A 13702-nucleotide genomic window follows, 5' to 3' on the forward strand; every position below is an offset into this window, starting at 1 on the left:
CGCAACGGCGGCGCCCGCGGGTGCGGCTCCCGCAGCAGCAGCCCCCGCGGCGGGAGCCGCGCCGGCGGCACCGCCAGCCGTGATCGTGTTGCGTCCCTTGCTGCCGCGCGAAGAGCTGTTCATCGCGCGCTCGGCCTGCGGCGCCGACATCCGCACGCTCTGCGCCGGCGTCGCGCCCGGAGGCGGCCGCATCATTCAATGCATTTCCAACAGGGCTGCCTCGCTGTCGCCGGCGTGCAAGGACGTGCTCGCCCCATTCGCGGCGAGGTAACACGGCGCAGGCGCCAAAGCCGCAACGACGAACGGCGTGCGCATGAATTTCCGCACGCCTGCAACGACAGATCTTTTGCAGATATCCGATTTCGATCACGGCAAGACCGGGAGGACAACATGCGTTCATTGCTGCTCGTTGCTTCTGCGCTCCTCGCCTTCGGAGCGACGATGACGTTCGAGGCCACCGACGCCAATGCGGTGGTCTGCGCACGCGGGGTCTATCGCGCCGGCTGCGCCGGGCCGAACGCGGCCGTCGTGGTCCGCAAGCCGGTTCCAGCCGTGCGCTGTACCCGGGTGCTGGTGAACGGGGTTTACGTGAAGCGCTGCGTCTGACGGTGCGGATGGCCAAGCCGGCGCGGTTTGGCTATGATTCGGACCTGAGGTTTCGGACACGCGTAAAACGTGTGGCCGAGGTGCGATTTGGCGCGCCTGCGCTGGCCGATAATTCCGCTGGCGCGGGACGCCGGAGCACATTAGTCTACCCCTAGATAGTAAGTATACTGTCAATTAGGGAGGCAGACGTTGCGGATCGCCGTGATTGGCGGAGGGCCCGGTGGGCTCTACTTCGCCTATCTCTGGAAGAAGCGTCACCCCGAGGATCAAGTCGACCTGTTCGAACAGAACCCGGCCGACGCGACCTGGGGCTTTGGCGTCGTGTTCTCCGACCAGGCGCTGGAATTTCTGCGTGCCGACGACCCCGAGACGGTCGATGCGATCGCGCCGCACATGGAGAGCTGGCAGAACATCACGCTGAACCTCGGCAGCGACAGCGTCGCCATCGACGGGGTCGGCTTCTCCTCGATCGGGCGGCTCGAGCTGCTGCGGTTCCTGCAGCAGCGCGCGCTCGACGCTGGCGTCACCCCGCGCTTCGACACGCAGATAAATGCGATCGACCAGCTCAACGGCCACGATCTGATCGTCGCCGCCGACGGTTTGAACTCGCAGGTGCGCCGCGCCTTCGAGGGAGATTTCGGCACCTCGCTGTCCTACTCCTCCAACAAGTTCGTCTGGTACGGCACCTCGAAGCGCTTCGACACGCTGTCGCAGACCTTCGTGAAGACCGATCGCGGTGCCTTCAACGCCCATCACTACCGCTACTCGCCCGCCATGAGCACCTTCCTGGTCGAATGTGACCACGCGACATGGCAGGCCTATGGCTTCGCCTACAAGGACGTCGAGCAGTCCAAGGGCGTCTGCGAAGAGGTGTTCGCGGACACGCTTGGCGGCCATTGCCTCGTCTCCAACAAATCGGTCTGGCGCAACTTTCCCTGGGTCTGGAACGAGCACTGGTCGTTCAAGAACATGGTGCTGATCGGCGACGCCCTGCATTCGGCGCACTTCTCGATCGGCTCGGGCACGCGGCTCGCGATCGAGGACGCCATCGCGCTGGTCAAGGCGCTGGAATCGGATGCGCATCTTGCAACCGCGCTGCACCGGTACCAGGCCGCGCGAAAACCGGTGGTACAAAAGCTCGTCAACGCGGCGCGCACCAGCGCCTTCTGGTACGAGCATTTTGCCCAGCACATGCAGCAGGGTCTGATGGACTTCGCCTACAGCTACATCACCCGCTCCGGCCGCATCGACGATGCACGCCTGCGCCACATGTCGCCGGGCTTCATGGCGCGTTACGAGGCTGCCAAGAACGGCGGGGACGAGGCATGAGCAACGAGATCTTCGACCAGGTTCCCGCCGATAGCGAGGGGGCGCGCGAGATCGGCTTTGCCGTTCCTGAAATCTACAACGCAAGCCGCGTGCTGTTCGACAATCTCGCCAAGGGCCGTGGCGACAGGGTCGCGCTCATGGGTCCGGCAGGCACGCGGACTTACGCCGAGCTATGCGACGAGACTTGCCGCTGGGGCAACGGCTTTGCATCGCTCGGCCTGAAGCGCGGCGACCGCGTGCTGCTGTTTCTCGACGACACCCCGGCCTACCCGGCCGCGTTCTTCGGCGCGGTGCGGGCCGGCTTCGTGCCGCTCCTGATCAACACGCTGACGCCGCCGGATTTGCTGCAATTCTACCTCGCCGATTCCGGCGCCAGGGTTGCGGTGGCGGATGCCGAATTCGCGCCACGCTTCAATGCCGAGGCCTGCAAGGACACGCGCCTACGCACGCTGATTGTCGCCAATGGCGAGGGGGGCGATCACGCCGCGCCGAGCGCGCTCGCGGCGACGGACTGGCTCAGGCAATTCCCGGCCGAGCTGGCGGAAGCGGAGACGCATCGCAACGAGATGGCGTTCTGGATGTATTCGTCCGGCTCGACCGGCCGGCCCAAGGGCATCGTGCATCTCCAGCACGACATGGCCTATAGCGAGCTCGCCTTTGCGCAGAACGTGCTGAAGCTGACGCCCGACGACATCTGCTTCTCGGTGCCAAAGATCTTCTTCGCCTATGGCTTCGGCAATTCCGTCACCTTCCCGTTCTCGGCGGGCGCGGCAACGCTGCTGCTGCCGGGCCAGCCGAAGCCGGCCACGATCTTCGCGGCGATCGAGCAGCACAAGCCGACGGTCTTCTTCGGCCTGCCGACGCTCTACACGTCCCTGACCAAGGCCGAGGGCGCGCAACAGACCAACTTCTCGTCGCTGCGCATGTCGCTCTCCGCGGCCGAGGTGCTGTCGGCCGAGGTCTTCAACGGCTGGAAGACGCTCACGGGCCTGGAGATCGTCGAAGGGCTCGGCTCGACCGAGGTGCTGCACATCTATCTCTCCAACAGGCCCGAGCAGAAGAAGTTAGGGGCCGCAGGCCTGCGCGTGCCCGGCTACGAGGTCGCGCTGCGCGACAAGGACGGACGCGATGTCGCCGACAACGAGGAAGGTATCTTGTGGGTGCGCGGCGATTCCAACACGCCGCTGTACTGGAACCGGCCGGACAAATCCGCGGAGACGATACGGCAGGGTGGCTGGATCTACACCGGCGACCGCTTCGTGCGCGATGCCGACGGCTTCCACTTCTTCCGCGGCCGCGCCGACGATCTCATCAAGATCTCCGGACAGTGGGTCTACCCGCTCGAGGTCGAGCTGTGCCTCGCCGACCATCCCGATATCCGCGAATGCGCGGTGTTCGCCGCCGAACTGCCGGACCGGCGCATGACGCTGAAGGCGGTGGTGGTGATGAACAGCCGCACGGTCGACCGGGGTGACGCGACGCGACGGTTGCAGGACTACGTCAAGGGCAAGCTGCTTCCTTACAAATATCCGCGCGAAGTGATCTTCACCGACGAGCTGCCGAAGACCGGCACGGGGAAGATCGACCGGCAGGCGTTGCTGCGGATGTGAAGACGAGACGTCGCCACACCACAGGTGTCGTCCCCGCGCAGGCGGGGACCCATAACCACAGGGAGTGGTTTGGTGCGCGACTGGTAACCGCGAGTCTTCGCCAAATTTCTCCCTGGGGTTATGGGTCCCGGGCTCGCGCTACGCGCGCCCCGGGACGACAGCGGGGATGAGACGTGAGTATCGCTCACACCACCCTCACCCCGCCTTCCCCAGATGCTCCAGCGCATCCTCCGCGCGCAGCGGCACGCGTGAGGCCTCGTTGTTGAGATCGACGAGCTGCACCAAAAGCCCCATCAGCGTCTTGCGATCGGCGGGCTTCAGCGGCTCCAGCATCCTCGCCTGGGCGCGCTCGACGGCGGGAATGATCTCGCGCAGGATCGCGGCGCCGGATTTGGTTAGATAGAGCAGCTTGATCCGCTTGTCCTCGGGGGCCGGCTTGCGCTCGACATAGTCCTTGGCCTGCAGCCGCTCGATCACGCTGCCGAGCGTGGAGCGGTCGAAGGCGATCACCGCCGACAGCCGCGTCGCGTCGATGCCGGGATGGGTGTGGATCGCGATCAGCGCCGCATATTGCACCGGGGTCAGGTCGAACGTCTTGCACTCCTCCATGAAGATCGAGACCGCGATCTGCTGCATGCGCCGGAACAGATAGCCCGGCGCGGCATAAACCGCGTCGATCGTGATCGGAGGAGGAGGCTTACTCGGCATCGGGCTGCTTCTCCGGCGCAGCGTTGGCAAACGCGGCGAGCGCCTTTGCGGCCGCCTCTGCCGCGAGCAGACGCGGATAGGCCGACACGTCGACGCCGAAACGGCGGGCATTGGCGAGCTGCGGCACCAGGCAGAGATCGGCGAGCGTCGGCGCATCGCCGAAGCAGAACGGGCCGGGCTCGTCCTTGATCAGAGCCTCGCAAGCCGACAGCCCTTCGCGGTTGACCCAGGCCGCCCAGTCCTGGACCTTCTCCTCAGGCAGGCCGAGCTCGCGCAGCCGCGCCAGCACTTTCAGGTTCTGCACCGGATGGGTGTCGCAGGCGATCGCCATTGCGAACGCCCTCACCTTGGCGCGCCGCAGCGGATCCTTCGGCAGCAGCGGCGGGTTGGGATGGGTCTCGTCGAGCCATTCGATGATGGCGACCGATTGCGTCAGCACCGCCCCGCCGTCGTTCTCCAGCGCCGGCACCAGGCCCTGCGGGTTGATGGCAAGATAGGCGGGCGCGCATTGCTCGCCCTTGCGCAAATGATGCGGCAGGTGCTCGGCACCAAGTCCCTTGAGGTTCAGCGCGATCCGCACCCGATAGGCGGCGCTGGAGCGGAAATAGCCGTGCAGCTTCATTGGGACCCTCCCTGTTAGTTTTTCTCCGTCATTCCGGGGCTCGCGAAGCGAGCGCCCGGAATCCATACTCCCGATCGGGGTTATGGATTCCGGGCTCGACGCTGGCGCGTCGCCCCGGAATGACGACGACCTTACACGTCACCCCTCGCATTGACGCTACCTAGATCGTCAGTATACTGTCAATCAACAAAACGAACGGGAGCGCCGCCATGGAAGCCGTGACCAAGACGCCGGAACGCGAGGCGTTCTACAAGAAGATCGACGGCGAAAACCTCACCGCGCTGTGGACGGTGATGAGCGATCTGATCACGCCGGAGCCGAAGAGCGCCTGTCGGCCGCACCTCTGGAAATTTGACGTCATCCGCGACTACATGACGGAAGCCGGCAAGCTGATCACCGCCAAGGAAGCCGAGCGGCGCGTGCTGGTGCTGGAGAACCCCGGCCTGCGCGGGCAATCCAAGATCACGACCTCGCTGTATGCCGGCGTGCAGATGGTGGTGCCCGGCGATGTCGCGCCAGCGCACCGGCACAGCCAGTCGGCGCTGCGCTTCGTGCTCGAAGGCAAGGGCGCCCATACCGCCGTTGACGGCGAGCGCACCGCGATGGAGCCCGGCGATTTCATCATCACGCCGTCGATGACCTGGCACGATCATTCCAACGAGACCGATCAGCCGATGTTCTGGCTCGATGGCCTCGACATTCCGCTGGTGCAGTTCTTCGACTGCTCCTTTGCGGAAGGCTCCAAGGAAGATCAGCAGAGGATCACAAAGCCGGCCGGCGACAGCTTTGCCCGCTACGGCCACAACCTGCTGCCGGTCGACGTCAAGCGGAGCTCGAAGACCTCGCCGATCTTCAGCTATCCCTACGCCTACACGCGCGAGGCGCTGGAGAAAGCCAGAACGAGCCAGGAGTGGGACGCCTGCCACGGCCTCAAGCTGAAGTTCAGCAACCCCGAGACCGGCGATTTCGCGATGCCGACCATCGGCACCTTCATCCAGCTGCTGCCAAAGGGTTTCAAGACCGCGCGCTACCGGTCGACCGATGCGACCGTGTTCTGCCCGATCGAAGGCCGCGGCCGCAGCCGGATCGGCGATGCCGTCTTCGAATGGGGCCCGCGCGATCTGTTCGTGGTGCCGAGCTGGCAATGGGTCACCCACGAGGCGGAGGACGATGCCGTGCTGTTCAGCTTCTCGGATCGTCCCGTGCAGCAGAAGCTGGATTTGTTCCGGGAAGATCGCGGCAACGCGTGAGGTGCTCTGCTGGCCATACATTCGGTGTCGTCCCGGCGAAGGCCGGGACCCATACCGCGTGATCTATCAATTGCGGAAGGTAGACGTACCGAACGCCTGATCTTCGCCAAACTCCTCCCTGGGGTTATGGGTCCCGGCCTTCGCCGGGACGACGACGGAGGTTGTAGCGCGCGCTTCCAGCCACATTGCGGCTGTGCCTACCGCCAGTGCAGCAGCCTTATCTCCAGCCAGCCGATCACCTTCCCCACCGCCAACCCGAACACCGACAGGATCACCACGCCCGCGAGCAGCTGATCGGTCTGCATCAGATTGCCGGCCTGGAGCACGAAGGCGCCGATGCCGTATTGGGCGCCGATCATCTCGGCGCTGACGACGAGGAGCAGCGCCACTGACGCCGTGATCCGGAAGCCGGCGAGGATCGCGGGCAGCGCGCCCGGCCAGACCACCTTGCGCACGATGGTCGCGAAGGGAACGTTGAAGCTCTGCGCCATGCGGATGAGGTTGCGCGGTACCGCATCGACGCCGCTATAGACCGAGATCGCGGTGGAGAAGAACACCCCCAGTGCAATGGTCGCGATCTTCGGCTCTTCGCCGATGCCGAGCCAGAGGATCAACAGCGGCAGCAGCGCGATCTTCGGGATCGGGAACAGCGCCGAGATGAAGGTGATGCCGACGCTGCGCGCGAGCCGCGACAGGCCGATGGCAAAGCCGACGGCGACGCCAGCCGCCGTCCCCAACAGCCAGCCGACGCCGATGCGCAGCAGCGATGCCGACAAATGCTGCCAGAGCGCGCCTGAGATCGCGAGCTGATAGATCGCGCGCGCGATCGCCAACGGCGCAGGCAGAAACAGGGGATTGACGAGGCCGGTGCTGCCCGCCGCCTGCCAGATCGCGATGACCAGTGCGAGCGCGATCCAGCCGCCGAAACGGCTCGACGCGGGCACGAAGCCGGCGCCACGAAAGCGGACGCGCCGCGTCGCGCTATCCTTCGCAGTGTCAGTCGCCGCGCGATCAAGCATGCTGGACCTCGCGCTCGGCATCGATGGCTTCGTTGCGGATCAGCGACCAGATCTGGTTCTGCAGCGCCAGCAGTTTTTCGCGCGCCGCCGCTTCGCCGCGTTCAGTGCGCGTCATCGGCACGGTCACGACCTCGCGGATGCGGCCGGGCCGCCGTGACAACACCACGATGCGATCGGCCAGCCGCGCAGCCTCTTCGAGATTATGGGTGACATAGACCGCGCCCATGCCGCCATCGGCGAGCAGGCGGACGAAATCCTCCATCAGGAGTTCGCGGGTCTGCGAATCCAGCGCGGAGAGCGGCTCGTCCATCAAGAGGATCGCGGGCTTCACCGCGAGCGCGCGCGAGATGCCGACACGCTGGCGCATGCCGCCGGAGAGCTGCTTGGGATAGGTTTTGCGAAAATCAGTCAGCCCCGTGCGGCGCAAGGCATCCTCGACCAGCTCACGGCGCTGAGTGGCCGAGAGCTGAGTGTGCAGCAACGGGAATTCGACGTTCTCCTCCACGCTCGCCCAGGGCAGCAGCGCAAAATCCTGGAATACGAAGGTCAGCGGATTGAGGCTGTCCGCCGGCGGCGCGCCGCGCAGCTCGGGCTCGCCTGAGGTCGGCTGCAACAGCCCGCCGAGGATGGACAGCAGCGTGCTCTTGCCGCAGCCGGAGGGCCCGACGATCGCCACCACCTCCCCGGCGCTGACCGTGAAGGAGACGTCGTCGAGCACGGCGAGGTCGCCGAAGCGGTGGCTGATGTGGTTGGCGATCAGGTCCATGAGCTATGCCCTGTTCTCTCCCCCGTCATCCTGAGGTGCTCGCGAAGCGAGCCTCCAGCGACAACGGCTTCGTCCTTGCGCGGGGATGACGGGGAGAGTGTGGCGCTCGCATCAATCAATCCGCCTTCACAAATTCCTTGGCGATGATCGCGTTGGCGTCGAAGCCCTTGTCGGCAAAGCCCTGCTCCTGCAGCCATTTGATCTGGTTGTCGACGTTCTTCACGTCGAGCTTGCCGTCGGGATCGATATAGGCGCAATTGCCGACCACCTGCTCGACCGGCAGGTTGGTGTATTTGGCGATGATCTCCAGCAATGGCTTGGTCTTGTCGTTGATCGGGGCGACGCCGTCCTTCATCGAGGCGAGGATGACGTCGTGATATTCGCGGTCGGCCTTGGCGAGTGCGCCGAGCAGCTTCGTCACCAGCGCCTTGTTGGTCAGCGTCTTCGGCGAGGCGAACACGGCGCCCAGCTGCCACGGCGTCTCGTCGCCGACCCAGCCTAAGAATTTCGCGCCGCCTTCGTCCGTGAGCTTTCGCGCGGTCGAGATCGGCAGCAGCGCCGCATCGACGGTCTCGCCCTTCAGCGCGGCGGCGGCGTTCGACAACGATTGCAGCGGCACGATCTTCACCTCAGAGAGCTTGAAGCCGTATTTGTCGGCGAGCAGGCCGAGCGAATAATGAAAGCTCGATCCGACCTGCGTCATCGCCACGCGTTTGCCGGCGAGGTCCTTCGGCGTCTTCAATCCGGCCGCGTAGGCGTTGTTGCTGGCGAAATAGCCGATCAGGGGATAGCCGGCCTTTTCGCGGCTCATCCCGCCAATCACCTTCAGCACGCCCTTGCCGGCGAGATTGTAGAGACCGGCGGTGAAGGCGGTGATGCCGAAATCGACGTCGCCCGAGGTCGTCGCGACCGCGATCGGCTGGGCCGCGTCGAAGAATTTCAGCTCGACCTCGAGGCCGGCCTCGCGGAAATAGCCCTTGTCCTGCGCGATGAAGACCGGCGCGGAGGAGGACAGACGGAGCACGCCGATCCTGGCCTTCAGCGCGTCCTCGGCCCGCGCCGTGCCCATCGCCGTGATCGCCACCAGTCCCGCAAGCGCGAGCCGCATTATCCCGGTCATTCCGTTTCCTCCGCCGTCGTTGTCTTGCAGTGCGTTACAGGCCTTCGGGCACCATCTGGTCCCGGCCGATGAAGGCGCCCTGTTGTTTCAACGTTTCCTGCAATTTTTCAATGGGGATATCACGGGGGACGCGGTTTCCGGACAGCGCCAGCGCGGCGGCGGAACCGGCCGCCTCGCCCATCACGAAACAGGCCCCCGACACCCGCGCCGCGGACTGGCCCTCATGGGTCATGGAGGCACAGCGGCCGGCGACCAGGAGATTGTCGACGCCTTCAGGCACCAGCATCCGGTAGGGCAGCTCGTTATAACCGCGCGATTCCGGGATCGGCGGGAAGGTGAAGACGACGTCGCCGGGCACGTGGGCCTCGATCGGCCAGCCATTGACGCCGATCGAATCCTCGAACGAGGCGCAGCCGAGCACGTCCTCGCCGCTGAGCTGGTAGCCGCCCTTGATGCGGCGGGTCTCGCGGATGCCGAGCTGCGGCGGCAAATCGACGATGTAGGATTTTTCAAAGCCCGGCACGGTGCTGCGTAGGAACTCGTAGGCGGCGAGCGCCTGCTTGCGGCCCTCGATCTCGCCGCGGGTGAGATCGTCAGGCTCGACGCCGTTGATGGCATGGCCGTCCTCGCGCGCCACCTGCGTGAAGTTCACCCGCCATTCGATGCCGGATTTCTGCGGCCGCACGATGGCGCTCTTGCGCGGGAATGTGTGGGTACCGGCGGCGAGCGCCTTCTCCATCAATTGCGGAATGGTGCGCCAGGCTTCGCCCGCCTTTGCGGGATCGATGCCGTTGAGGCGGAGCATCATCGAGGGGTACATCGGATGGCCATGCGCGTCACCGATCTCGAACGGCGCGCCGGCCCAGACGGCGAGATCACCGTCGCCGGAGCAATCGATGAAGATCTCTGATCGCACCGCCTGCCGCCCGGCCTTGGTCTCGACCATCAGCGCGTCGATGCGGCTGTCGTCACCCATCACGACGCCGGCGCCGAGCGCGTGGAAGAGGATGTGCACCTTGTGGGTTGCGAGCAACTGATCGGCCGCGATCTTGTAGGCCGCGGTGTCGTAGGCCTGCGCAAAAACCTTGCCGAGGATCAGATGCGGCGTGTTGAGGCCGTTGAGCCGATCGATCCGCGCCAGCAGCTCGGACGCCATGCCCTGCACGAGGCGATGGGCCTGGCCGTAGACATTGCCATGCAGACCGCAAAAATTTGTGACACCGGCAGCGGTGCCCATGCCGCCGAGAAAGCCGTAGCGCTCGATCAGAAGCGTCTTTCGCCCCGCGCGCGCGGCTGAGGCCGCGGCAACGATGCCGGCCGGGCCGCCGCCAAGCACGACGACTTCATATTCGCCATAGAGCGGCACCTGTCGTGCCGGTTCTTCGATCATCATGGCCCGCATGGCACGTCCCTTCCCAAATCTCTTGCTTGGGTTCGAATATGAATTAACGCGAGACAGGCTACAATCCACCAAAATACGCGATCATCTTTCGCGAATCGAGAAAGGTCGACATGGACATCCTGGTGAACCTGCAAGCGTTCCTGGCGACCGCCGACGCCACCGGCTTCTCGGCCGCCGCGCGAAAGCTCGGCGTCTCGACCTCGGTGGTGGCAAAACGCGTCACGCAGCTGGAGGCGCGGATCGGCACGGCGCTGTTTCACCGCTCGACCCGGCAATTGCGGCTGACCGAAGCCGGACAGCGCTATGTGCATCGCGCACGCGGCGTGGTGACCGATGCGACCGATCTGCTCTCGCGCATGGGCGAGAAGGGCCACGACCTCGTCGATCATCTGCGCATCAAGGCTCCGACGTCGCTGACGGTGGCGCGGCTCGCGGATGCCTTCAGCGCATTCCAGACCCAGAACCCGAAGCTGAAGCTCGATATCGTACTGATCGACCGCCCGGTCGATCCCGTCACCGAAGGTTTCGACATCGCCATCGGCGCTTTCCCGCATTCCTTCGGCGGCGTGGTCGACGAGCCGCTGTGCGCGCTGAGGCGGCTGCTCTGCGCCTCGCCCGCTTATTTGAAGAAACATGGCACGCCAAAACATCCGCGCGACCTCGTCGAGCATCGCTGCCTCAGCTTCATGCCGACCGGCCCGGAATGGATCTTCGACGGACCACGCGGCCGCATCAGCATCCAGGTCAGCCCGCTGCTCTCCACCAATGAGGGACACGTGCTGGCGCGCAGCGCGATCGCCGGCAACGGCATCGCGCTGATCTCGCATTATCTCGTCGCGGACGCCTTGCGCGACGGCACGCTCAAGCCGGTGCTGCGCGACTTTCCAATTCCGGAGCTGTGGGTGAAAGCCACGATCCCCGAGCGGCGGCGCAATGCCGCCGCGGTGCAGGCGCTGCTGACGCTGCTGAAAACGTCACTGGCGCCGTCGCTGTGAAGTGCGGTGCCGTAGCCCGCCAAAAGACGGTTGCCCGGGAATGGCGGACCTGACAGAAGTGGCCGCATGGATTCGACGCTCTTGAAATTCGCCCTGCCCGCCGTGATCGCTCTCGCGATCTCCGCCGCTCCCGCCGCAGCCGTGGAGCAAAACTGCCGCTTCATTCAGGCCAAGCCCGAGCGCGAGGCCTGCTACAAGCGGCAGGAGGACGAACTCGCCGCGAAGCGCAGGCCCGTTGCACCCGCCAACGACGGTCAGACACTCGAAACGCTGCGCCAGATGCGGCAGGACGACGACGCCGTCTATCGCAGCATCAACAACATCTGCCGCGGCTGCTGACACTCAACCTTTCCCACCGCCCCAATTCCCCGCCCGCTTCTCGGCGAACGACGCCAGCCCTTCCGCCGCTTCCGCGCTCTGGCGCTTGAGCGAATGCAGGTGGACGAGCCGCGCATACGCGGCATCGTCCACCGCCATGCCGCCGAACGAGCTTTCCAGCGCGAGCTTCTTGGTCTCGGCCATCGCCTCCGGCCCGTTGGCGAGCAACTGCTCGACGACCTTCGCGCCTGCGGCTTCGAGATCGGCGAGCGGCACCACCTCGTGGACGAGGCCGATGCGGCGGGCGTCCTCGGCGCCGAAACGCTCGCCGGTCAGCGCGTAACGCCGCACTTGCCGGACGCCGATGGCGTCGCAAAGCTGCGGGATGATGATCGCCGCGGTCAGGCCCCAACGCACTTCGGTGATCGAGAACAGGGCGTTGTCCGCGGCGATCACGACGTCGCAGCCTGCGATCACGCCGGTGCCCCCACCGAAGCAGCCGCCCTGCACCAGTGCGACCGTCGGGATCGGCAGCGTGTTGAGCCGCTGCACGGCCTCGAAGGTCGCGCGCGAGGCCGCCTCGTTCGCATCAGTCGATTGCGGCCGCACGCCGTTGATCCATTTCAGGTCGGCGCCGGCCTGGAAATGCTTGCCATTGCCCCTCAGCACGACGACGCGAAGATTCGACTTTTTGCCGAGATCGTCCATTGCCGCGAGCACGCCCGCGATCAGCGCGCCGTCGTAGGCGTTGTTGACCTCGGGCCGGTTCAACGTGACGGTCGCAACCCCACGCTCATCGAGGGTCCACAGCACGGGGCTGGCGGTCATCGGCGGTCCTCCGGGTCATTGTTGGCCCTGCACTATGGCCGAGGCAACGCATCGCGATCCATATCTTTCCAGCGTGGGGCGGTCGCGCCCATCGCATGGCGGCATGTGTCATGGTGGCGCCGGGCGACAGTTTGGGACCAGGGACGGAATCATCATGCGCATCTGCATTTTCGGCGCGGGCGCCGTCGGCAGCCATATCGCGGTCCGGCTGGCGCGCGCTGGTCATGACGTTTCGTGCGTGATGCGGGGAGCGCATCTGGAGGCGGTCCGGGCGGGCGGCCTCAAACTGCGCGTCGGCGATTCCGAGGTCTCCGCCAAGGTGAACGCCTCGGGCGACCCAGCCCAGCTCGGTCCGCAGGACGTCGTGATCTCGACGCTGAAGGCCACGGCGCTCCCGGGGCTGGTCGCCAGCATCAAGCCGCTGCTTCAGGACGACACCGCCATCGTCTTTGCCCAGAACGGTATTCCCTGGTGGTACGGGATCGGCCTGCCACCGCGGCACCCGACACCGCCGGACATTTCCTTCCTCGACCCCGGCGGACGCTTGCGCGCCTGCATCCCGAAGGAGCGGATCATCGGCGGCGTCGTCTTCTCCTCCAACGAGGTGACCGCGCCCGGCGTGGTGCACAACCTCACCCCGGACCGCAACCGCCTCCTGATCGGCGAATGCGACGACCGCAATTGCGAGCGCATCACCAAGCTGCGCGGCGTCTTGAACGACGCGCGGCTGGAGTCCCCGCCGGTCGCGGAAATCCGCGAGGCGATCTGGTCGAAACTGCTGACCAACATGTCGCTGTCGGTGCTGTGCCTGCTCACCGGCCAGACCGCACGCGGCGTGCGCGACGACGCCGCCTTTGCGGACGTCATCCCGCGCATGCTGAACGAGGCCAACGACATCGCGCAGCATTTCATCCCGGAGGTCAAGCGCGTGACGCGCAGCGGACCCGCCCCCAATCACAAGCCATCGCTGCTGCAGGACTACGAGCTTGGCCGCGCCATGGAGATCGACGTTCTGGTGAAGGCGCCCGCCGCCTTCGCGCGCACGGCAGGCCTGTCGACACCGACGCTCGATCTCATTGCCGCGCTCGCGATCCAGAAGGCCCGCGACAAGGGGCTTTATTCGGCGTGA

At 65.6% G+C, this 13702-nt stretch carries 14 protein-coding genes and 1 pseudogene; 8 read left to right on the top strand and 7 right to left on the bottom strand.

The genetic code is table 11. The annotated features are described in order from the left end of the window. From XI04_RS09450 to XI04_RS09465, 4 genes and pseudogenes are all read left to right on the top strand, one after another. A pseudogene (locus XI04_RS09450) lies at nt 1-271 on the top strand (hypothetical protein); the annotation flags it as partial. A gap of 119 nt (nt 272-390) precedes the next feature. Beyond that, complete coding sequence (locus tag XI04_RS09455; protein ID WP_028143828.1) at nt 391-606, top strand: hypothetical protein; 216 nt, start codon at nt 391-393, stop codon at nt 604-606. A gap of 189 nt (nt 607-795) precedes the next feature. Beyond that, the gene (locus XI04_RS09460; protein WP_028143829.1) at nt 796-1935 is read left to right on the top strand and encodes an FAD-dependent monooxygenase; all 1140 of its coding nucleotides are present in this window, start codon (nt 796-798) and stop codon (nt 1933-1935) included. After that, entirely contained in the window at nt 1932-3545 is a 1614-nt protein-coding gene (locus XI04_RS09465; RefSeq protein ID WP_271609665.1) for a benzoate-CoA ligase family protein, read from the top strand. The genes XI04_RS09460 and XI04_RS09465 overlap by 4 nt, the downstream gene beginning before the upstream one ends. Nucleotides 3546-3740: 195 nt before the next feature. Here the strand turns inward: XI04_RS09465 and XI04_RS09470 are convergent, their stop codons facing one another. Together XI04_RS09470 and maiA are read right to left on the bottom strand one after the other, a co-directional pair. Next, a complete protein-coding gene (locus tag XI04_RS09470) occupies nt 3741-4253 on the bottom strand; it encodes a MarR family winged helix-turn-helix transcriptional regulator (protein WP_028143831.1) in 513 nt (170 codons plus the stop codon). Further along, nucleotides 4243-4875: a maleylacetoacetate isomerase gene (gene maiA, locus XI04_RS09475; RefSeq protein ID WP_038947404.1), complete on the bottom strand. Its 633-nt coding sequence runs from the start codon at nt 4873-4875 to the stop codon at nt 4243-4245. Before maiA ends, XI04_RS09470 begins: the two co-directional genes overlap by 11 nt. Nucleotides 4876-5084: 209 nt before the next feature. Between maiA and gtdA the strand changes: the two genes are divergently transcribed. Next, nucleotides 5085-6125, top strand: coding sequence for a gentisate 1,2-dioxygenase (gene gtdA, locus XI04_RS09480; protein WP_028143833.1), 1041 nt, complete (start codon nt 5085-5087; stop codon nt 6123-6125). Nucleotides 6126-6322: 197 nt separating this feature from the next. Here the strand turns inward: gtdA and XI04_RS09485 are convergent, their stop codons facing one another. From XI04_RS09485 to XI04_RS09500, 4 genes are all read right to left on the bottom strand, one after another. Continuing rightward, nucleotides 6323-7144: an ABC transporter permease gene (locus XI04_RS09485; protein WP_038973035.1), complete on the bottom strand. Its 822-nt coding sequence runs from the start codon at nt 7142-7144 to the stop codon at nt 6323-6325. Beyond that, on the bottom strand, nt 7137-7910 hold the full coding sequence (locus tag XI04_RS09490; RefSeq protein WP_038947402.1) for an ABC transporter ATP-binding protein: 774 nt from the start codon (nt 7908-7910) through the stop codon (nt 7137-7139). The genes XI04_RS09485 and XI04_RS09490 overlap by 8 nt, the downstream gene beginning before the upstream one ends. Nucleotides 7911-8025: 115 nt before the next feature. Then, nucleotides 8026-9030: an ABC transporter substrate-binding protein gene (locus XI04_RS09495; RefSeq protein WP_038973037.1), complete on the bottom strand. Its 1005-nt coding sequence runs from the start codon at nt 9028-9030 to the stop codon at nt 8026-8028. 34 nt (nt 9031-9064) lie between these two features. Continuing rightward, the gene (locus tag XI04_RS09500; RefSeq protein WP_271609667.1) at nt 9065-10432 is read right to left on the bottom strand and encodes an FAD-dependent oxidoreductase; all 1368 of its coding nucleotides are present in this window, start codon (nt 10430-10432) and stop codon (nt 9065-9067) included. Nucleotides 10433-10542: 110 nt separating this feature from the next. Between XI04_RS09500 and XI04_RS09505 the strand changes: the two genes are divergently transcribed. Both XI04_RS09505 and XI04_RS09510 read left to right on the top strand, forming a co-directional pair. Further along, on the top strand, nt 10543-11427 hold the full coding sequence (locus XI04_RS09505; RefSeq protein WP_028143838.1) for a LysR family transcriptional regulator: 885 nt from the start codon (nt 10543-10545) through the stop codon (nt 11425-11427). Between the two features lie 66 nt (nt 11428-11493). After that, a complete protein-coding gene (locus XI04_RS09510; protein ID WP_038974703.1) occupies nt 11494-11766 on the top strand; it encodes a hypothetical protein in 273 nt (90 codons plus the stop codon). 3 nt (nt 11767-11769) lie between these two features. Here the strand turns inward: XI04_RS09510 and XI04_RS09515 are convergent, their stop codons facing one another. Further along, nucleotides 11770-12573 (bottom strand): enoyl-CoA hydratase-related protein, encoded by an 804-nt coding sequence (locus tag XI04_RS09515; RefSeq protein WP_028143840.1) that lies wholly within the window; start codon nt 12571-12573, stop codon nt 11770-11772. A gap of 154 nt (nt 12574-12727) precedes the next feature. On the opposite strand from XI04_RS09515, the gene XI04_RS09520 reads away from it, so the two are divergent. Next, entirely contained in the window at nt 12728-13702 is a 975-nt protein-coding gene (locus tag XI04_RS09520; RefSeq protein WP_212476607.1) for a ketopantoate reductase family protein, read from the top strand.

The sequence above is a fragment of the Bradyrhizobium sp. CCBAU 11430 genome (assembly GCF_028128855.1).
Taxonomy (GTDB): Bacteria; Pseudomonadota; Alphaproteobacteria; order Rhizobiales; family Xanthobacteraceae; genus Bradyrhizobium; species Bradyrhizobium ottawaense.